Here is a 17,427-nt window from a genome sequence, read left to right as displayed (position 1 = left end):
GGGTGGCTGGGTCGAGTGAGGAGCCTGGCAATGCGCAGCATCGAACACATCCTGTGGTATCTCGAAACCGTCCTGGACCGCGATCTGGATTTGACCCATGTCGCTGGGCATTTCGGCCTTTCGCCCTTTGCCCTGGCGCGGCAGTTCGCCGCCGCCACCGGCTGGCCGGTGATGCGCTATGTCCGGGCGCGGCGCCTGAGCCGCGCCGCGCAGACGCTGTGCAGCGGCAAACGGGAGATCCTCGAGGTGGCGCTGGCGGCAGGCTACGGCTCCCACGAAGCCTTCACCCGGGCCTTCTGCGACCTGTTCGGCGTGGCGCCGAGCCAGGTACGCAGTGGCGCCGGTCAACCGATCGCCCTAGTGGAGCCCTTGCGCATGAAAGCACTCAACTTCGTTCCCCTGGCCGAGCCGCGCTTCGAGCGTCGCCCGGATTTGTGCATCGCCGGCCTCGGCGAGCGCTTCACCTTCGAGCGCAACGAAGGGATCCCGGGCCTGTGGCAGGCCTTCGATCCCTTCGTTGGACGGGTGCCGGGGCAGGTAAGTGATGACACTTACGGGCTGTGCTGCAATCCGGGGGATGATGGCAGTTTCGAGTACATCGCCGGGGTCGAGGTGCGCCGTGTCGATGACCTGCCCGCGCACTTTCACCACCTCAGGCTGGCGGCGCAGGACTATGTGGTGTTCCGCCACCTGGGTCATGTGTCTATGATCCATCAGACAGTTTTTACCGTGTTCAACCAGTGGCTGCCAGCTTCAGGCCACCAGGCGGCCGACGCTCCGGAGTTCGAGCAGTACAGCGCCGATTTCGACCCTGTGCGCGGTACCGGGCATGTGGACCTGTGGATCCCGCTCGCCAGCCGTTGATCGCGCCTGCCCGGGCATGTCAGAACAGAAGGCTAGACTCGTGGGCAACGAGTCTAGTGTGGTGTTTTGCAAATACGACCAATAACTCGCGAGCGTTTTTTGCGCTCAGGCAAGGCGTCGCGATGAGTCGTAGCCCAGCTACGGCGAGGAGCGACAACGCCGCATGAGCGCAAAAAGTGCCGCGAGTTATGGTCGTTATTTGTGAAACACCACACTCGCCCCCAAGGAGCCCTGACATGACCGCCAAGAACACCATTTGCCTGTGGTACGACAACGATGCCGAGGACGCGGCGAACTTCTATGCCAGCACGTTCCCGGACAGCCAAGTGACCGCTGTGCACAGGGCGCCGGCCGACTATCCGTCGGGCAAGGCAGGCGATGTGATCACGGTGGAGTTCACCGTGATGGGCATCCCCTGCATCGGCCTCAATGGCGGCAAGGCATTCAGCCACAGCGAGGCATTCTCGTTTCAGGTGGCGACCGACAGCCAGGAAGAGACCGACCGCTACTGGGACGCCATCGTCGGCAACGGTGGCAGCGAGAGCGTGTGCGGCTGGTGCAAGGACAAGTGGGGCCTGTCCTGGCAGATCAGTCCGCGGGTGCTGACGCAGGCGGTGGCCAGCCCCGATCGTGCCGTGGCGAAGCGGGCGTTCGAGGCGATGCTGCAGATGGGCAAGATCGACATCGCCGCCATCGTGAGGGCCATCAAGGGCTGAACGCGAGGGGCCTCAATGCACGGTCTTGCGCTCCCTGACGCACGCCCGTGCCTGTTCCGTCAGGACGTCCAGCCGCTCGTCGCGCAGGCGTTCGGCGTCCAGCATCGCGGCATCTCCCTGTTGCTTGAGCAGGTACGCGTGGATCTGCCGGACTTCGACGGTCTGGTAGATCGGCGCGATGTCCAGCCGCCCGATCAGCGCGCCGCTGGCCTGGCCGGTGCTGCTCATCAGCACCTGCGGCCCGGCGCTGGCGACCACCTGCAGCCCCATGTTCTCGAACCACGACACCTGCTGGGCGAAGGTGCTCAGCTCGACGCAGGCATAGCGCCCACGCACCGCGTCCAGCAGCCCACGGGCGATGCCCTGGCGGCGGTGGCTGGGGGTCACTGCAAGGTAGGCCAGGGCGCAGGCCTGCGGGTTGTCCTGGGCCGGCAGCACCAGGGCGAAGCCGAGCAGTTGGTCCGGCGCCTCGGCATCCAGGGCCAGGGTCAGCTCGACGGCCAGGCCGCGGGTGCCGTCCAGGGCCATCAGGTACTGGTGCACTTCCAGGCCAACGCCGTACTGGTACAGCGGGTACAGCGGGTTGTCCGGGCTGATGGCGACGCTGCTGAGCTGGCCGACATGGTCGATCACCAGTTGGCGGATCTGGTTCTGGAACGATTCGGGTGGCACGCCGTCGAGGCGGCGGAGGATGAACATTGCGGGTCGGGCTCCGGCAGGACTGAAACACCCGCCCCGGAACGAGGCGGGCGATCATTCTAGCGCAGCCCGGCCAGCATGAGGTCGAGGTTCTGCAAGGCGGCGCCAGAGGCGCCCTTGCCCAGGTTGTCGAACACCGCGGTGAGCAGCACCTGGCCGTGCTCGGGGTTGGCGTAAAGGGCCAGGCGCAGGTCGTTGCTGTCGTTCAGCGCCTGCGGGTCCAGCGCCGGCGCCGGGCCGTGCTGGTGCAGGGGCCTCACCTGCACGTGGCGGGCGCCCTGGTAGTGCCGCTCGAGGCAGACCTGCAGCTGATCAGCGTCGACTCCAGGCAGCAGGCGCAGTTGCAGCGGGATGCTCAGCACGATGCCCTGGCGGTAGTCGCCGTAACCTGGCACGAACACCGGGCGCGCGCTGAGCCCGGCGTGCTGCTGGATCTCCGGCACATGCTTGTGCGCCAGTTCCAGGCCATACAGCTGGAGGGTCGGCAGGTAGGCGTCGCTTCGCTGCTCATGGCGCTCGACGGCAGCCCGGCCGCCACCGGAATAGCCGGAGATGGCATGGATGCTCAGCGGATAGTCCGCCGGCAGCAGGCCGGCCTTGACCAGCGGGTGCAGCAGGGCGATGGCGCCGGTGGGGTAACAACCGGGGTTGCTGACCCGGGTGGCCCGGGCGATGCGTTCGGCCTGTTGTTCGTTCAGTTCCGGCAGGCCGTAGACCCAGCCGGGCGTGGTGCGGTGCGCGGAGCTGGCGTCGATCACTCGCACCGCCGGGTTGCGCAGGGTGGCCACGGCCTCGCGGGCGGCGTCGTCGGGCAGGCAGAGCACGGCGATATCGGCGCTGTTGATCGCCTCGCTGCGCCGTGCCGGGTCCTTGCGCTCGGCGTCGGGCAGGGTGAGCAGGCGCAGGTCCTGGCGGTCGTGCAGGCGGGCGTGGATCTGCAGGCCGGTGGTGCCTTGGTCGCCGTCGATGAAGACGAGGGGCTGGTGCATGTCAGTGGTCCGGTGATGGGAACGGATGGCTGTATCCTCATCGTTTGCTGGATGAAAGAAAATTTGAATATCATGATCGAGACATTCAGAAATTCTGAATTTGAGCGCATTATCCTGTAGGAGATCGCCCAGCCCTGTGGGAGCGGCCTTGCGTCGCGATAGGGGCGCGCAGCGACCCCAGATTCTGAGCGTCCATCGAAATCGCAGGGGGCTGCTGCGCAGCCCTTTCGCGACGCAAGGCCGCTCCCACAGGGTCCAGCTAAACCAGTGAGTTACCGAGACCCCATGCGAGAAATCAGCCTCGACCGCCTGCGCACCCTGGTGGTGATCGTCGACCGTGCTTCCTTCGCCGACGCTGCCCGTCAGCTCAACCTGGCGCCCCCCACCATCAGCCTGCACGTGGCCGAGCTGGAGGCGCGCATCGGCGCACCCTTGCTCACCCGCACCCGCGGCCAGGTACGCCCCACTGTAATCGGCGAGACCCTGCTGGCCCGCGCCCGACGCCTGCTGGCCGACGCCGACCAGGCCCTGGACGAGGTGCGTCGCCAGGTCGAGGGCCTGACCGGGCGGGTGCGCCTGGGCGCCTCGACCGGCGCCATCGCCCATCTGTTGCCCCAGGCCCTGGAAACGCTGCGGGAGGACCATCCGGGGATCGACGTGCAGGTCCAGGTGCTCACCTCGCAGGCCTCGCTGGCACGGTTGCGCGAAGGTACCCTGGACATCGGCCTGGTGGCGCTGCCGCAGGTGGCGGGCAAGGGCTTGCGGATCACGCCGTGGCGGCGCGACCCGATCATGGCCTACATTCCCGCCGACTGGCAGCCGCCGGTACGGGTGACGCCGGCCTGGCTTGCCGGACGGGCCCTGATCCTCAACGACAGCACCACGCAGCTTTCGCGGGTGACGTCGGAGTGGTTCGCGGCAGCAGGGTTGTACCCTGAACCGCGGATCGAGCTGAACTACAACGATGCGATCAAGAGCCTGGTGGCCGCGGGCTACGGCGCCACCTTGCTACCGCAGGAGGGCGAGGTTCACCAGCCACCGCCGCGCATCGCCCGTCGGCCGTTGCGGCCGGGGTTGTGGCGTCAGTTGGGAATCGCCTGTCGCGAGGGGGAGGTGGAGCGGGCGACGGGGCATGTGCTGGAGGCGCTGGGAAGGTTGCGGCAATAGACAGGGCTGAGCCTGTGGGAGCGGAGCTGGCGCGCTCCCACAGCGCCTGTCATCGGTTGCGTTCGCGTGCGCGCAACGTTGTCACCGTCTCGCCGCCGACTCCCCAGTTGTCGGTGGCCACTTCCTCGATCACCACGAAGGTGCTCGCCGGGGGCTTGTTCAATACCTGCTCCAGCAGGCGGGTGGCGCCTTCGATCAGCTGACGCTTGTGTTCGGCCGTGACGCCTTCATCGGTCACGCGGATATGGACATAAGGCATGTGCGTCGCTCCAGGTTCAGTGCCAGGTGCCGGCGGTGCTGCCACCGTCCACGGGCAGGATGACCCCGCTGACGAAACGGGCGTCGGTCAGGTACAGCACGGCGTCCACCACGTCCTCGGGCTTGCCGGTGCGCCCGCTGGGCGACAGCGCGCCGAGCCCTTCGGCGTGGCCGCTGTGCAGCGGGGTGTCGATGATGCCCGGGGCCACGGCATTGACCTGCACGCCGCTTGCTGCCAGCTCCAGGGCCAGGCCCTTGACCGCCTGGTTAAGCCCGCCCTTGACCAGCACCGGCAGCAGCGCCGGGACGCGGGTGTCCGGCTGCAGGGCCACCGAGGCAGTGATGGCGACGATATGCCCGTGCCCTTGGGCCTTCATGACCCGGGCTGCAGCCTGGGCGGGGTAGAAGAAGCCCTTGAGGTTGGTGCCGACCAGGGCGTCGACGTCGGCCTCGGTGTAGTCGGTCACCGGCTTGGGAATGAAGATGCCGGCGTTGTTGACCAGGATATCGACCCGGCCGAAGGCTTCCAGCGCGGTGCCGAACAGCCGTTCGGCGGTGGCTTTCTCGGCGATGTCGCCGGCCACGCCAATGAAGCCGGCCGGGTTGCCCAGGCGGGTGGCGGCCTCGTCGAGGCGGGTTTGGGTTCGGGCGTTGCCGACCACGTTGTCGCCACGCTCGATGAAGGCCTGGGCCAGGGCGAAGCCCAGGCCACTGGAGGCGCCGGTGATGATGACGGTTCTTGCGTTGCTCATGGAAGTTCTCCGGTCGTACGAGCCACTGCTCGGGTGTGAAGCCACTTTAAGTTGCAACATCGGCTTGAAAAATGAGGCGCAGGGCATTTCAATCGATACATCATGTAATCAATAGAGCCTGCCATGACCCGCCATTTCGATGACCTGCAACTGGGCAGCCTGGAGCTGTTTTGTCTCGCCGCCGATGCCGGCAGCTTTACCGAGGCGGCCACCCTGGCGGGGGTCACACCCGCGGCAGTGAGCCGCTCGGTGGCGCGGCTGGAAGAGCGCCTGGGCGTGCGCCTGTTTGTGCGCACCACCCGGCAGATGCGCCTGAGCGAGGCCGGACAGGCCTATTACCAGCACTGCCGCCAGGCGCTGGGCCAGCTGGTCGAGGCCGAGCGCCAGGTCACTGGCGGCCAGCTCGAGCCGGGTGGTCGCTTGCGTATCAGTGCGCCGACGCCCTACGCCCACCACCGCCTGCTGCCACTGCTGCCGCGTTTTCGCCAGCGTTATCCGGGAGTGCAGGTGGATGTGCATGTCAGTAATCGCAACGTCGATTTCGCCGAGGAGCACTTCGACCTGGCGATCCGTGGCCGGGCGCCTGCCGATTCGCGGCTGGTGGCCCGGCGCCTGGAGGACGCCGAGCTGGTGGTGGTGGCCACACCCGGCTACCTGGCCCGGGCCGGTACGCCGCAAACCCTCGAGGACCTGGCAGGGCATGAGTGCATCCAGTTCGAACTGCCCAGCAGCGGCAGGCGGCCACCCTGGAGCTTTCGCCGTGACGGTCGGTTGGTCGAGCTCGAGACCCAGGGCGCGTTCACCTGCCTGGGCGATTTCCTCGCCACCACGACCCTGGTGCGCCACGGTGGCGGCTTGATGCAGGCCTACCGCTTCACCGTACAGGATGCCCTGGACAGCGGCGAGCTGGTGGAGGTGCTGGCCGGGCATGGCGGCACGTCGCGGCCGTTCATGCTGGTGTATCCGCAGGCCCGGTACATGCCGTCGAAGGTGCGGGTGTTCATCGACTTCCTGGTCGGCGAGGTTGCACGACCGTTGGGCTGAAGCCCCGTCGGGCATGCGCGGGCGGACTAAGCTCTGTTCTGCGTCGATTTCCCTGGAGAACACGCCATGAAATCCATGACACTGCTAGCGATCATCTGCCTACTGAGTTTCGCCGCACATGCCGAGGATGGCCCAGCGACCAATTGCGATGCCAAGATCAATGATCTGGAGAATATCAACAAGACCGATGGCCAGGCGCTGCATGGCGGCATGGCCCATGACTACCACGAGCTGCTCAAGCAGGCCAAGGACGCCCGTGACAAAGGTGACATGGCCAAGTGCCAAGCTTCGGCCGATCGCGCCAAGACCATCTACAACAAGGCGCGGGGCAAGTAACGCTCGGTACAGGCTTTGCAGGAGCGGGCTTGCCCGCTCCCTGAGGTATTACCCAGCGCTCTGGTGTAAGCTCTGGCGGACCTTTCCACGAGACTGCCGCATGACCTCGCCCAGCCCGCGCCTGGACAGCCTCCTTACCGGCTGCGCCCGACCGTTCACTCGTCCAGGTTCGCACAGCGCCATCGACAAGCAACCTCGCCAAGGCCCGCTGGCAGTGACCTTCCTCGGCATTGCCGGCGACGAACAGGGCGATCTGCGCGTACACGGTGGCGTCGAGAAGGCCATCCACCATTACCCCCGCGAGCACTATCCGGACTGGACCGCCGAGCTCGGTGAGCACCCGTTGCTGAGCCAGCCCGGCGCTTTTGGTGAAAACTTCAGCAGCACCGGCTGGCGCGAGGCCGATGTCTGCCTGGGCGACCGGATCCGCGTCGGCACGGCGTTGCTGGAAATCTCCCAGGGGCGCATGCCGTGCTGGAAGCTCAACGACCGCTTCGACGTGGCGCAGATGGCGTTGCGGGTGCAGCAGAGCGGGCGCACCGGCTGGTACTACCGGGTGCTGGAGGAGGGCGTGGTCGAGGCGGGCGAGGCCCTGCAGCTGGTTGATCGGCCCCATGCCCAGTGGTCGGTGGCGCGGCTTTCGGCGGTGCTGTTCGACAAGCGCCTGGAGCCCGACCTGTTGCGTGAATGCCTGGCGCTGCCGCTGGTGCCGAACTGGCGCAGGACTTTGGAGAAGCGCCTGGAGCAACATCAGGTCGAAGACTGGACTTCGCGCCTGCAGGGGCGCAGCGAAGGCTGACCGGATTCGCGTTCAACCTATATCAAGACAAGGAAAACCCCATGGCCTTCGAACTGGATGATCGCCTGGTCATCGGAGTCGCCTCCAGCGCTGTGTTCGACCTCAGCGAATCGGACGCGGTGTTCCGGCGCGAGGGCGAGGCGCAGTACCGCAAGTACCAGGAGCAGCACCTGGACGTGCCGCTGGGCAAGGGCATCGCCTATCCCTTCATCAAGCGCCTTCTGGCCCTCAATGACCTGCGCGGCGATCCCGAGGACCCGCTGGTGGAGGTGGTGCTGCTGTCGCAGAACGACCCGGACACCGGCATGCGGGTGATGAAGACCATCGGCCATTACGGCCTGAACATGACCCGGGCGATCTTCACCCAGGGCCGTTCACCCTACGAGTACATCCCGGCGCTGAACATCGCCCTGTTCCTGTCCGCCGACAAGCAGCACGTCGACGCCGCGATCAAGGCCGGCTACCCGGCGGGGCAGGTGCTGGACTCGAAGTTCGATGATGATGAAAGCGACGACAACCTGCGCATCGCCTTCGACTTCGACGGCGTGCTGGCCGGGGATGAGTCGGAGGCGGTGATGCAGTCGGGCGGGTTGGACAGCTTCCACGCCCATGAAGTGATCAACGTCACCCAGCCGCACAACCCCGGCCCGCTCAAGGAGTTCTTCGTGCGCATCGCCCGTATCCAGGCGGCCGAGGAGCAGCACAAGCTGGCCCATCCCGGCTACGAGAACCGCCTGCGGGTATCGATCGTCACCGCGCGCAACGCGCCGTCCCACGAGCGGGCGCTCAACACCCTGAAAAGCTGGGGGGTGATGGCCAACGATGCGTTCTTCCTCGGAGGTATCGAGAAGCGGCGGGTGCTGCAGGTGCTCAAGCCGCATATCTTCTTCGATGACCAGTCAGGCCACTTGAAGAGCACCAGCACGGTGGTGCCATCGGTGCATATCCCGTTCGGGGTGACCAACCGGGCGGGGTGAGTCACACGGGGCCGCACGGCGACCCCGGGTTTTCTGCGATCAGTGATCGGCCAATCCGTCTTCCTGCGACAGCAGTGCCCTGGCCAGTTCCTCGTCACTGGCCTGCAATCCGGGATTGGCTTGGCGGACGTGCGCCAGCGCCGACTCCAGGTAAGCCCCGCGAATGGCACCACCACTGGCGACGAAGGCCGACAGTTCGTCACGGGTGGGAATGATCCGTTTGTCGTCCTTGAAGGTGGAGTACAGCGAGGCGGAGACCCCTGCCGAGGTGGCGACATCCCCGGCGTCGACACGGGCCAGGGCGGCACCGGCGGGGAGCAGGAGCAGCAGCGATGGGATGAGCAGTAAATGACGCATGGTGAGTCCTCCGCAAAGGTGAAGCCCAAGGGTGTTACTGCATGATGTTAAGAGCGGTGTGACGTGCCGGGAGTTCCGATACGTTCGTGATGTAGCGCCTGCAAGCGTGAGCCACGGTGTATTTGACCCACAACCCTCGCGCATGATCTTCTCCCAGTCCTGCTGTCCGTCAATCAAGGGAACCTGATGCCATGGCCGAATACACGCTGCACTGCTTCGCCGAATCCGGCAACGCCTACAAGGTCGCGCTGATGCTCGAACTCACCGGCCAGGACTGGGCGCCGGTATTCGTCGATTTCTTCCACGGCCAGACCCGCGGACAGGACTGGCGCGACGCGGTCAACGAGCAGGGCGAGGTGCCGGTGCTGGAACATGCCGGCGAGAAACTCACCCAGTCGGCCTTGATCCTCGACTACCTGGCCGAACGCACCGGCCAGTTCGGCCCGCGCGACGACTTTGAGAAGCGCGAGATCTGGCGCTGGATGCTGTTCGACAACCACAAGTTCACCAGCTACTACGCGGCGTTGCGGTTCATCTTTTGCCTGAAGCAGATGGGCGAGTCGGATGTCACCCGCTTTCTGCGCGAGCGGGCCAGGGCGGCCTACCAGATCGTCGATGCGCATCTGGCCAAGACGCCGTTCATGGTCGGCGGGCGCCTGACCATTGCCGACCTGTCCCTGGCAGGGTACGTGTACATGCCCGAGGACACGGGGTTGGCGCTCAGCGATTTCCGTCATGTCGAGGCATGGAAGGCACGTATTCAAGAGGTACCTGGTTGGAAGCATCCCTACGACCTGATGCCCAGAACCGCCGCTTGATCCAACTCAGGACCTGTGGCGCGGGTCGACCTGCGATCACCGGCGCAGCCGATGCACGACACTGAGTTCGTTGTGCTGAACGCGGCTCCTATCGCGGTGTAAGCCCGCTCCCATGAGACCGGGGCCGCTCCCGTATCGACCTAGGAGTGTGGAACGGTCTTGGCCTGCGGTGCCCCGGCATACTGCACTTTCAGATGCCCCTGCTGATCCAGCAGATACGCATCCATCACCTCACGCACCACGGGTCCCGCCACCCGGCCGCCGGCCTCGCCGTTCTCGATCATCACCGCCACCACCATTGCCGGATGCTCGGCCGGTGCGAAGCCGACGAACAGGGCGTTGTCGCGGTGGCGCTCGAGGGTCTTGTCGCGGTTGTAGCGCTCGCCCTGCTTGATCGCCACCACCTGCGCCGTGCCGCTCTTGCCGGCGATGCGATACTGCGCGCCGGCGGCGGCGGCGCGGGCGATGCCGCGCGGGTCGTGCATGACCATCTGCATGCCCTGGCTGACCTGGTCCCAGGCGTGCTTGTCGTGCAGCACGATGTCCGGCATCGGGTTGGGGTCGACTGGCGCCTGGCCGCCGATGGTCAGCGCCATGTGCGGGCGGTGCCAGGCACCCTTGCTCGCCAGCAGGCTGGTGGCCTGGGCCAGCTGCAGCGGCGTGACCTGCATGTAGCCCTGGCCGATGCCGAGGATCAGCGTCTCGCCGGGGAACCAGGCCTGGCGCCGGGTTGCGCGCTTCCAGGCCTGTGACGGCATCAGCCCCGGCGCTTCCTCGAACATGTCCAGCGAGACCTTCTGGCCCAGGCCGAACTCGGCCATGTAGTCGTGCAGGCGGTCGATGCCCAGCTTGTGCGCGAGGTCGTAGAAGTAGGTGTCGTTGGAGCGCATGATCGCCGTGTACATGTCTACCCAGCCATCGCCCGTGCGGTTCCAGTTGCGGTACTTGTGGTCGTAGTTGGGCAGCTCGTAGTAGCCGGGGTCGAAGACCCGGCTGGCGGGGTTGATCACGCCGCTGTCGAGGCCGGCGATGGCCACCTCGGGCTTGACCGTCGAGCCGGGGGCGTACAGCCCGCGCAGCACGCGGTTGAACAGCGGCCGGTCGATGGAATCGCGCAGGGCGGCGTATTGCCTGTAGCTGATGCCCTTGACGAACAGGTTGGGGTCGAAGGCCGGGTTGCTGACCATCGCCAGCACGTCGCCATTGGCCGGGTCGAGCACCACCACCGCGCCACGCCGATCGCCCAGGGCCTTTTCGGCGGCCTGCTGCAGGTGGGCGTCGAGGCTCAGCACGATGTCCTTGCCCGGCACCGGGTCGTGGTGGTTGAGCACGCGCATCACCCGGCCCTGGGCGTTGGTCTCGACTTCCTCGTAGCCCACCTGGCCGTGCAGTTCGTTCTCGTAGAAACGCTCGATACCGGTCTTGCCGATCGACTGGGTGCCGCGGTAGGCGGTGCTGTCGAGGGTCCTGGCTTCCTTTTCGTTGATGCGTCCGACGTAGCCCACCGAATGGGCGAAGTGCTCGGCCAGCGGGTATTCGCGGATGAACTGCGGCTCGACCTCCAGCCCCGGCAGGCGGAACTGGTTGACCGCGATCAGGGCGATCTGCTCTTCGCTCAGACCCACCAGCAGGGTCACCGGCTCGAACGGCTTGCGACCGCGGCGCAGGTCCTTGTCGAACTGCTGGCGGTCGTCCTCGGACAGCGTGAGGATCTGCGCCAGGCTGTCGAGCACCCGCGCCGGGTCGCCAGCCCGCTCGCGGGTCATGGTCAGGTTGAAGCTGGGCTTGTTGTCGGCCAGCACCACGCCGTTGCGGTCGTAGATCAGGCCGCGCTCGGGCGGAATCGGCAGCACGTGCACGCGGTTGTTCTCCGACACCGCGCTCTGCTGGTCGTGCTGCAGCACCTGCAGTACATAGAGCCGACCCACCAGCACCGCCACCAGGCTCATCACCAGCAGGGCGCAGGCCAGCAACCGGCGGTTGACCAGGTGCTTTTCCGTTTCGTGGTCCTTGAGGGGAATGGGCTGGGGCATGGGCTTCGTGGTGTCACGCAATGGGGTCGCGATGCTACGCGGGCGGGCAGGGGGGCTCAAGGCGAGCCCAGCCGCGCAGCCACCACGCAACGCCGCTCGGCCCCGCTTCCAGGGGGGTGGCGGCAAATATGAAGTTTCCTTCATGGAGCGCTGGGAACGATCGGATTTGTGCCGAAGGGATGGGATTTGTCAGAATACGCGACAAGCAATCATTATCATTCGCAAGGTAATCCATGCAGTCGGCTCTTGCTTCCCATGCCCCGGTGCGCATCCTCGCCATCGAGGACAGCGACGGCAACCCGTTGTCGGTGGTGCCGGAGTACACCGTCAACACCATGCTCGACTGGCAGGTGACCGAGGCCCTGTCGCTGAGCCTGACCGGCACCTACTACGGCAAGCAGGAGCCGCGCCAGTTCAATCCGACCCGCGAGGTCAGCGTCACGGCGCAGAACGAGCTGAAGACCCTTGATCCGTACCATGTCTGGGGCATCGGTGGTGCCTACGCGGTGAACAAGAACCTGTCGTTCGGCGCCGGTATCAGCAACCTGTTCGACAAGCGCGTTTACCGCGAAGGAGCGGGGACCAGCGCCGGCGCGGCGACCTACAACGAGCCGGGGCGCGCATTCTATGCATCGGTGACCACCTCGTTCTGATGACAAGCGGGGCTGCTGCGCAGCCCTTTCGCGGCACAAGGCCGCTCCTACAGAGGGACGTGATCTTCTGTAGGAGCGGCCTTGTGCCGCGAAAGGGGCGCAACGCGCCCCCAAGGATTGCAAACCGTGAACCTCTCCTGGCCCATGCTCTCGCGCATCGTCGCCGCCGTGCTGTTGGCGCTGATCGGCTTCTGGCCGCAACTGCTGGAGCGCCTGGGATGAAGCAGAAAACCATCACCCAATCCCTTTCATGGCTGCACGCCTGGAGCGGTTTGCTGTTCGGCTGGATGCTGTTCGCCATCTTCCTCATCGGCACCCCGGTCGTTGCGGCCTGGCGTGACGTGGCTATTCGTGGTGCGGTTCGCCCAGGAAGGTCAATGAGCTGAACAGGCTCTGTTGCGCCACGGGGGACCCTTCGGGCAGCGGCCGCGTGGCTTGGGCGGCAATGATGTTCAGGCCCTCGTTGCGCACCTTGATCAGCGCCCGGCCGTCAGCGCCGGTCGTGGCGCTGACCTGATCAGGCGCGCCCCGGTAGTCGCCCTGCAGGGGAATACCCGGCGCGGGCTTGCCGTCGATCAGGACCTGCACTTGCAGCAGGTTGCCGGGCCCCACCTTGAGCGGGTCGCTCAGCGGCACGATGGCCAGGCGCAGCATGTCCAGCTTGGGCAAACGGGCGCTGCCCTGGTAAATGGCCAGGCTGTACTTGAAGCTGTGAGTCGAGGCGATGGCATCCTTGACCTGGGTGCGGTCCTGGTTGACCCATTGTTTGTCCGGGCGCTGTGACCACGGTCCGTTGTCCAGTACCACCGCCAGCGCCGCGGGCGGGGAGAGCGGTTGCAGGCGAGCATGGTCGGCCAGGCGCTCGACGCTGACCGGAATCATCTTGCCGGCGCTGTCGAACGCCCAGGCGCGCTTGATCTTCTCGGCCTTGTAGGCGTCATCTTCGGCGCCATGGCCGTATACCGCCTCGATGTTGCCGCGTCGCTGCTCGGTCCACAGGCCGTGGGCGCCGGCGTCGGCGCTGATGGTCATGGCCAGCAGGGCGGCCAGTTTCAGTGATGGATGCATGACAGTCCCTTGAATCAGAGGTTTAGAGGTTCAGGGTCAGGCTTACGCTGACGTTGCGCGGATCGCCCGGCAGCACCCACGAACTGTTGTACGAGCGTTCGTAGTACTTGCGATCAAACAGGTTGTTGAGGTTCAGCCCCACGGTAACCTGCTCGCTGGCCTTGTAGTGCGCCAGCAGGTCGACCGTGCTGTAGGCATCCAGGGTGAAGTGGCTGCCGGCCTGGCCGGAGCGCTCGCCGACATAGTTGAACGCCGCGCCAACGTCCGAGCCGCGCAGGGCACCGTCCTGGAACTCGTACACGCCCATCACGCTGGCGCTGTTGCGGGCAATGCCCAGCAAGTCGCTGCCCTTGGGCAGGGCCGCGTCGCCCTTGGTGACCTCGGCATCGATGTAGGCGTAGGCACCGATCACCCGCACGGCGTCGGTCAGTTGGCCGCTGAACTGCAGGTCCAGGCCTTGGCTGCGCGCTTCGCCCGCCGCCACGCTCTCGCCGAAGGCGTCGGTGGTGATGACGTTTTCCTTGTCGATATGGAACAGCGCCAGCGTGGCGCCGAGGCGACTGTCAAACAGGTCGAGCTTCAGCCCGGTCTCGTAGCCGATGCCTTTCTCGGGCTTGTACACCTGCCCTTGGGTACCAATGGTATTGGGCTTGAACGACGTCGAGGCGTTGGCGAAGACGCCGACCTGTGGGGTCAGCTGGTACAGCAGCCCTACGCGTGGCGTGGCGACATCCTTCGCCTGGCTGTTGCTGACCCCAGTGGAGCGGTTCTGCGCAGTCTGTTCGATGCGCTCCAGGCGCACACCGAGCAGGCCGCGCAGGCGCTCGGTGAAGGCGATCTGGTCCTGCAGGTTGAGAGCATGGCTTTCGGTGCGTTCGAAGAAGTCGTTGGCCCGTGTAAGCGTCGGCTTGGGCTTGCCGTACACCGGGTTGTAGATGTCCAGGCCATAGCCTGCCGAGGTCGCGCTTTGCGGGTATTTCTGGCTGTTGCGGTAGTTTTCGTATTCAAGCCCGATCAGGCTCTGGTGCTGCCAGCCGAGCAGCTGGAACTGGCCGTGCAGCTCGGCCTGGGTGATGTTGTCGTTCCACTCGAAGTCACGCTCGCGGTAGAAGCGGGTGAGGATGTTGCCGACCAGGGCCTGGGGCTCGGAGCTGTTGCCCTTGAGCGTGCCCTGGGTGTAGTGGTTGGCCAGGCGCAGCTTCCAGTCGTCGTTGAGAAAGTGCTCCAGCGCCAGGTCGAGGGTCTGGTTGTCGTTGCGGATCTTGCCGTCGTTGGGTTCGCCCATGAAGGCCGAGCGCGGCACCGAACCCATCTGGCCGTTGACCGCCGGAATGCCCCGGTCGAACACCGATTCGGTGCGCGAGAACTCGGCATCGAGCATCACCCGGGTGTCCGGCGACAGCTGCCAGCTCAGCGACGGACTGACAATGCGCCGTTCACTGTTCACGTGATCGCGGAAACTGCCGTTGTCCTCGACCGCCAGGTTGATCCGGCCCAGCAGGTTGCCTTCGCTGTCCAGGGGCGCGTTGGCATCCAGGGCGGTGCGGTAGCGGTCCCAGCTGCCCGCGCTCAGGCTGAGGGTGCTGAAGGTCTCGGCCTGGGGGCGCTTGCTGACGATATTGACCAGCCCGCCAGGGTCGCCACGGCCATAGAGGCTGGCGGCCGGGCCCTTGAGCACTTCGATGCGCTCGATGCTGGAGGTGTCCGGGGAACTGTAGCTGCCGCGGTTGATGGCAAAGCCGTTCTTGTACAGCTCGCCGGTGGTGAAGCCGCGCACGCTGTAGTTGAGGAAGGTCAGGCCGCCGAAGTTGTTCTGCCGCGACACGCCGCCGGCAAAGTCCAGGGCACGGTCGATGCGGGTGGTGTTGAGGTCCTTGATCACCTGGGCGGGCACCACCTGGATGCTCTGCGGGGTGTCGCGGATATCGCTGTCGGTGCGGGTGGCGGTGGCCGAGCGGGTGGCGCGATAGCCTTGCACCGGGCCGTCGGCACGCTCTTCGAGGTAGGCGTCGGTGATCGAGGTTTCCTCCAGCAGCAGGGGTTGGGCTGCCGAGAGGGGTTGGCCGAACAGGCCCAGGGTGAGGCCGGCCAGAAGCGGTGCGCGAGGGTTCACGGGGGATCTCCAATTAATATGTAATAACGTAACATTTACTATTGCTCTGACGCCATAGGGAGCTGTGGTTTACGGCGTGATTGTCAGATAGGAATGATTCGCGTTATTGTAATGTTATTACGTAGCTGGAGGTTCCCATGCAAGTACTGTCCTCACTCAAGCAGGCCAAGCGCCGTCATCGTGATTGCCAGGTGGTCAAGCGTCGTGGCCGGATCTATGTGATCTGCAAGTCCAATCCGCGGTTCAAGGCCAGGCAGGGCGGGGTGAAGAAGAAGCGGGGGTAGCCGCAAGATAAGCGAATGGGGCCGCAAAGCGGCCCCAGTGAAGTTAACGGAGCGTCCTGCGCAAACGCCGCCAACCCAGCACCACACCACTGAGGGCAATCACCAGTCCACCGCTACTCAGGACGATGATCAGCCCTTCCCGCAACAGCGGCCGTGCCAGCAGCGGTTGCCAGTCCCAGCTGTGCAGCAGGTTGAACAACCAGCGCCCGGTGCGTTGCGTCCGGTCATGGCTGGCCACCAGCATGCCGCTGGCCGGGTCCAGATAGGCCCAGGTGCCGGCCGGGTCATCGAAGCGCAGGCGCAGCACGGGCAATGGGCGGGACTGGAAGCCGTACATGCTCTGCGGGTCGCGGGCGAAGTAGTGGAAGTCGTAGGCGGTCTGCCAGTCGTCATGCACTGCAATGCCCGGGGCCATGGCCTGCGCGGCCGCCAGCAACCGCTGTCGGGCAAATGCCCGGGCCGGCGGCGCGCCGTCTTCGAGGATGCGACTGTCGCCATTGGCATTACGTGCCACCAGGTAGGTGACATTGGCCAGGCGTTGCCACTGCAACTCGACAGTGTCGAAACCTGCCTCCTCGCGCAACCGCACCAATGCGGTGGCGACCGGCAGCTTGAGGTCGACGGCGCGCAGCGGGCCGGTTTGCAGGGCGATCTGCGAACGGCTGTCGGTCAGGCCCCAGGGGCGCATCGACATCAGGCCGCTGAACACCCACAACACCAGCACGCCGCCGAACAGCAGCCCGCCGATGTGGTGCCAGCGCAGCCAGCCGCCGGGGTAGGGACTGCGCGAACCGCTGCGATAGCGCGTGCGCAGCCGCAGGCGCAGGATGCCCACCGCCATGCCCAGGACCGCCATCAGCGTGCCGAGCACGGACAAGCCGATCACCAGCGTGCGCCAGCCGTTGTCGAAGCCGAACCCGCCGCGCAAGGGATAGAGCCAGTGCAGCCAGGCACCGACCCAGTTCCAGGCGCGCTCCTGCGCGGTGGCGTCGCGCACCACTTCACCGCTGCGCCCGGACAGGTACAGCCAGGTGCCGGCGGCATCGTCCACCCGCACCCGGTGCAAGGGCCGGTCACCGTCCAGTGCCCGGGAGTGGGTCCACATGTCCTCGTCCACCGTGCCCTGGTAGGCCAGCGCCGCGTCACCGGCGTACTGTCGGGCATTGGCCAGGGCCCAGGCGGCATCGGCGTGAGCCAGGGGCGCACCGCTGGCGGCGTCGAGGGTAACGCGGCGACCGTCAGCCAGTTCCAGCAGGTAGTGCGCCCGCCCGCCCAGGCTGGTCAGGCGCAGTGCCTTCAACGGCTGCTGCGCCCACTGCGCCGGCAACTCGGCGCAGCACCCCGCCGGCAAGGCCGGCAGGTGGGCCAGGCGCTCGGCCGGGGTCAGCTTGGGGTAGCCGACATACAGCATGACCACCCCGGAGACGAACCACAGCGCCATGAACAGGCAGGCGACGATGCCCAGCCAGCGGTGCCACAGGTACAGCTGGCGTTTCAGGC

20 protein-coding genes are annotated in these 17,427 nt (G+C 66.0%); 11 read left to right on the top strand and 9 right to left on the bottom strand.

Annotation, left to right across the window (positions count from 1 at the left end):
- The first annotated feature begins 30 nt into the window (after positions 1-30).
- Entirely contained in the window at positions 31-864 is an 834-nt protein-coding gene (locus DMX06_RS15260; protein WP_110738248.1) for an AraC family transcriptional regulator, read from the top strand.
- A 236-nt stretch (positions 865-1,100) separates the two neighbouring features.
- Complete coding sequence (locus tag DMX06_RS15255; protein ID WP_110738247.1) at positions 1,101-1,580, top strand: VOC family protein; 480 nt, start codon at positions 1,101-1,103, stop codon at positions 1,578-1,580.
- Positions 1,581-1,592: 12 nt separating this feature from the next.
- Here DMX06_RS15255 and DMX06_RS15250 read toward each other — a convergent pair whose 3' ends face one another.
- Positions 1,593-2,279, bottom strand: a complete 687-nt coding sequence (locus DMX06_RS15250; RefSeq protein WP_110738246.1) for a GNAT family N-acetyltransferase — start codon at positions 2,277-2,279, stop codon at positions 1,593-1,595.
- 59 nt (positions 2,280-2,338) lie between these two features.
- The gene (argC, locus tag DMX06_RS15245) at positions 2,339-3,268 is read right to left on the bottom strand and encodes an N-acetyl-gamma-glutamyl-phosphate reductase (protein WP_110738245.1); all 930 of its coding nucleotides are present in this window, start codon (positions 3,266-3,268) and stop codon (positions 2,339-2,341) included.
- Positions 3,269-3,553: 285 nt separating this feature from the next.
- Here argC and DMX06_RS15240 point away from each other — a divergent pair, with 285 nt between their 5' ends.
- Complete coding sequence (locus DMX06_RS15240) at positions 3,554-4,435, top strand: LysR family transcriptional regulator (protein WP_110738244.1); 882 nt, start codon at positions 3,554-3,556, stop codon at positions 4,433-4,435.
- A 49-nt stretch (positions 4,436-4,484) separates the two neighbouring features.
- On the opposite strand, the gene DMX06_RS15235 is transcribed toward DMX06_RS15240, so the two are convergent.
- Both DMX06_RS15235 and DMX06_RS15230 read right to left on the bottom strand, forming a co-directional pair.
- Positions 4,485-4,694: a tautomerase family protein gene (locus DMX06_RS15235; protein WP_110738243.1), complete on the bottom strand. Its 210-nt coding sequence runs from the start codon at positions 4,692-4,694 to the stop codon at positions 4,485-4,487.
- A 16-nt stretch (positions 4,695-4,710) separates the two neighbouring features.
- Positions 4,711-5,445, bottom strand: a complete 735-nt coding sequence (locus tag DMX06_RS15230; RefSeq protein ID WP_110738242.1) for an SDR family NAD(P)-dependent oxidoreductase — start codon at positions 5,443-5,445, stop codon at positions 4,711-4,713.
- Between the two features lie 123 nt (positions 5,446-5,568).
- On the opposite strand from DMX06_RS15230, the gene DMX06_RS15225 reads away from it, so the two are divergent.
- The 4 genes from DMX06_RS15225 (at position 5,569) to DMX06_RS15210 (ending at position 8,601) form a co-directional block, all read left to right on the top strand.
- Positions 5,569-6,489 (top strand): LysR family transcriptional regulator, encoded by a 921-nt coding sequence (locus DMX06_RS15225; RefSeq protein ID WP_110738241.1) that lies wholly within the window; start codon positions 5,569-5,571, stop codon positions 6,487-6,489.
- 66 nt (positions 6,490-6,555) lie between these two features.
- Positions 6,556-6,825 (top strand): hypothetical protein, encoded by a 270-nt coding sequence (locus DMX06_RS15220; protein ID WP_110738240.1) that lies wholly within the window; start codon positions 6,556-6,558, stop codon positions 6,823-6,825.
- Between the two features lie 100 nt (positions 6,826-6,925).
- Positions 6,926-7,624 (top strand): MOSC domain-containing protein, encoded by a 699-nt coding sequence (locus tag DMX06_RS15215; RefSeq protein ID WP_110738239.1) that lies wholly within the window; start codon positions 6,926-6,928, stop codon positions 7,622-7,624.
- A 41-nt stretch (positions 7,625-7,665) separates the two neighbouring features.
- A complete protein-coding gene (locus DMX06_RS15210; protein WP_110738238.1) occupies positions 7,666-8,601 on the top strand; it encodes a 5'-nucleotidase in 936 nt (311 codons plus the stop codon).
- A 39-nt stretch (positions 8,602-8,640) separates the two neighbouring features.
- Here DMX06_RS15210 and DMX06_RS15205 read toward each other — a convergent pair whose 3' ends face one another.
- A complete protein-coding gene (locus DMX06_RS15205; protein ID WP_110738237.1) occupies positions 8,641-8,958 on the bottom strand; it encodes a DUF2388 domain-containing protein in 318 nt (105 codons plus the stop codon).
- A gap of 191 nt (positions 8,959-9,149) precedes the next feature.
- Between DMX06_RS15205 and DMX06_RS15200 the strand changes: the two genes are divergently transcribed.
- Positions 9,150-9,776 carry a glutathione S-transferase family protein gene (locus DMX06_RS15200; protein ID WP_110738236.1) on the top strand — a complete coding sequence of 209 codons (627 nt, stop codon included), beginning with the start codon at positions 9,150-9,152 and terminating at the stop codon, positions 9,774-9,776.
- Between the two features lie 140 nt (positions 9,777-9,916).
- On the opposite strand, the gene mrdA is transcribed toward DMX06_RS15200, so the two are convergent.
- Positions 9,917-11,809, bottom strand: coding sequence for a penicillin-binding protein 2 (mrdA, locus tag DMX06_RS15195; protein WP_110738235.1), 1,893 nt, complete (start codon positions 11,807-11,809; stop codon positions 9,917-9,919).
- A gap of 233 nt (positions 11,810-12,042) precedes the next feature.
- Here mrdA and DMX06_RS15190 point away from each other — a divergent pair, with 233 nt between their 5' ends.
- Together DMX06_RS15190 and DMX06_RS26325 are read left to right on the top strand one after the other, a co-directional pair.
- The gene (locus DMX06_RS15190) at positions 12,043-12,462 is read left to right on the top strand and encodes a TonB-dependent receptor domain-containing protein (protein WP_110738234.1); all 420 of its coding nucleotides are present in this window, start codon (positions 12,043-12,045) and stop codon (positions 12,460-12,462) included.
- Positions 12,463-12,680: 218 nt separating this feature from the next.
- The gene (locus DMX06_RS26325) at positions 12,681-12,848 is read left to right on the top strand and encodes a hypothetical protein (protein ID WP_181427838.1); all 168 of its coding nucleotides are present in this window, start codon (positions 12,681-12,683) and stop codon (positions 12,846-12,848) included.
- Here the strand turns inward: DMX06_RS26325 and DMX06_RS15180 are convergent.
- On the bottom strand, positions 12,808-13,530 hold the full coding sequence (locus DMX06_RS15180; protein WP_110738232.1) for a DUF4198 domain-containing protein: 723 nt from the start codon (positions 13,528-13,530) through the stop codon (positions 12,808-12,810). The two genes, DMX06_RS26325 and DMX06_RS15180, sit on opposite strands and share 41 nt — an antisense overlap.
- Positions 13,531-13,552: 22 nt before the next feature.
- Complete coding sequence (locus tag DMX06_RS15175) at positions 13,553-15,643, bottom strand: TonB-dependent siderophore receptor (RefSeq protein ID WP_110738231.1); 2,091 nt, start codon at positions 15,641-15,643, stop codon at positions 13,553-13,555.
- 137 nt (positions 15,644-15,780) lie between these two features.
- Between DMX06_RS15175 and ykgO the strand changes: the two genes are divergently transcribed.
- Entirely contained in the window at positions 15,781-15,927 is a 147-nt protein-coding gene (gene ykgO / locus DMX06_RS15170; protein ID WP_023632134.1) for a type B 50S ribosomal protein L36, read from the top strand.
- A 43-nt stretch (positions 15,928-15,970) separates the two neighbouring features.
- On the opposite strand, the gene DMX06_RS15165 is transcribed toward ykgO, so the two are convergent.
- Positions 15,971-17,425, bottom strand: a complete 1,455-nt coding sequence (locus tag DMX06_RS15165; RefSeq protein WP_258378871.1) for a PepSY domain-containing protein — start codon at positions 17,423-17,425, stop codon at positions 15,971-15,973.
- Positions 17,426-17,427 lie beyond the last annotated feature (2 nt).

Origin of the sequence: Pseudomonas mosselii (assembly GCF_003205295.1) — a bacterium.
Taxonomy (GTDB): Bacteria; Pseudomonadota; Gammaproteobacteria; order Pseudomonadales; family Pseudomonadaceae; genus Aquipseudomonas; species Aquipseudomonas mosselii_B.
Note: the sequence above shows the minus strand (reverse complement) of the source record. Positions and strands in the feature narration are given on the sequence as shown.

What these genes read in the sequence shown, in the direction of transcription:
- DMX06_RS15260 (WP_110738248.1), top strand. Translation starts at nt 31, where the DNA reads ATGCGCAGCATCGAACACATCCTGTGGTATCTCGAAACCGTCCTGGAC.
- DMX06_RS15255 (WP_110738247.1), top strand. Translation starts at nt 1,101, where the DNA reads ATGACCGCCAAGAACACCATTTGCCTGTGGTACGACAACGATGCCGAG.
- DMX06_RS15250 (WP_110738246.1), bottom strand. Translation starts at nt 2,279, where the DNA reads ATGTTCATCCTCCGCCGCCTCGACGGCGTGCCACCCGAATCGTTCCAG.
- argC (WP_110738245.1), bottom strand. Translation starts at nt 3,268, where the DNA reads ATGCACCAGCCCCTCGTCTTCATCGACGGCGACCAAGGCACCACCGGC.
- DMX06_RS15240 (WP_110738244.1), top strand. Translation starts at nt 3,554, where the DNA reads ATGCGAGAAATCAGCCTCGACCGCCTGCGCACCCTGGTGGTGATCGTC.
- DMX06_RS15235 (WP_110738243.1), bottom strand. Translation starts at nt 4,694, where the DNA reads ATGCCTTATGTCCATATCCGCGTGACCGATGAAGGCGTCACGGCCGAA.
- DMX06_RS15230 (WP_110738242.1), bottom strand. Translation starts at nt 5,445, where the DNA reads ATGAGCAACGCAAGAACCGTCATCATCACCGGCGCCTCCAGTGGCCTG.
- DMX06_RS15225 (WP_110738241.1), top strand. Translation starts at nt 5,569, where the DNA reads ATGACCCGCCATTTCGATGACCTGCAACTGGGCAGCCTGGAGCTGTTT.
- DMX06_RS15220 (WP_110738240.1), top strand. Translation starts at nt 6,556, where the DNA reads ATGAAATCCATGACACTGCTAGCGATCATCTGCCTACTGAGTTTCGCC.
- DMX06_RS15215 (WP_110738239.1), top strand. Translation starts at nt 6,926, where the DNA reads ATGACCTCGCCCAGCCCGCGCCTGGACAGCCTCCTTACCGGCTGCGCC.
- DMX06_RS15210 (WP_110738238.1), top strand. Translation starts at nt 7,666, where the DNA reads ATGGCCTTCGAACTGGATGATCGCCTGGTCATCGGAGTCGCCTCCAGC.
- DMX06_RS15205 (WP_110738237.1), bottom strand. Translation starts at nt 8,958, where the DNA reads ATGCGTCATTTACTGCTCATCCCATCGCTGCTGCTCCTGCTCCCCGCC.
- DMX06_RS15200 (WP_110738236.1), top strand. Translation starts at nt 9,150, where the DNA reads ATGGCCGAATACACGCTGCACTGCTTCGCCGAATCCGGCAACGCCTAC.
- mrdA (WP_110738235.1), bottom strand. Translation starts at nt 11,809, where the DNA reads ATGCCCCAGCCCATTCCCCTCAAGGACCACGAAACGGAAAAGCACCTG.
- DMX06_RS15190 (WP_110738234.1), top strand. Translation starts at nt 12,043, where the DNA reads ATGCAGTCGGCTCTTGCTTCCCATGCCCCGGTGCGCATCCTCGCCATC.
- DMX06_RS26325 (WP_181427838.1), top strand. Translation starts at nt 12,681, where the DNA reads ATGAAGCAGAAAACCATCACCCAATCCCTTTCATGGCTGCACGCCTGG.
- DMX06_RS15180 (WP_110738232.1), bottom strand. Translation starts at nt 13,530, where the DNA reads ATGCATCCATCACTGAAACTGGCCGCCCTGCTGGCCATGACCATCAGC.
- ykgO (WP_023632134.1), top strand. Translation starts at nt 15,781, where the DNA reads ATGCAAGTACTGTCCTCACTCAAGCAGGCCAAGCGCCGTCATCGTGAT.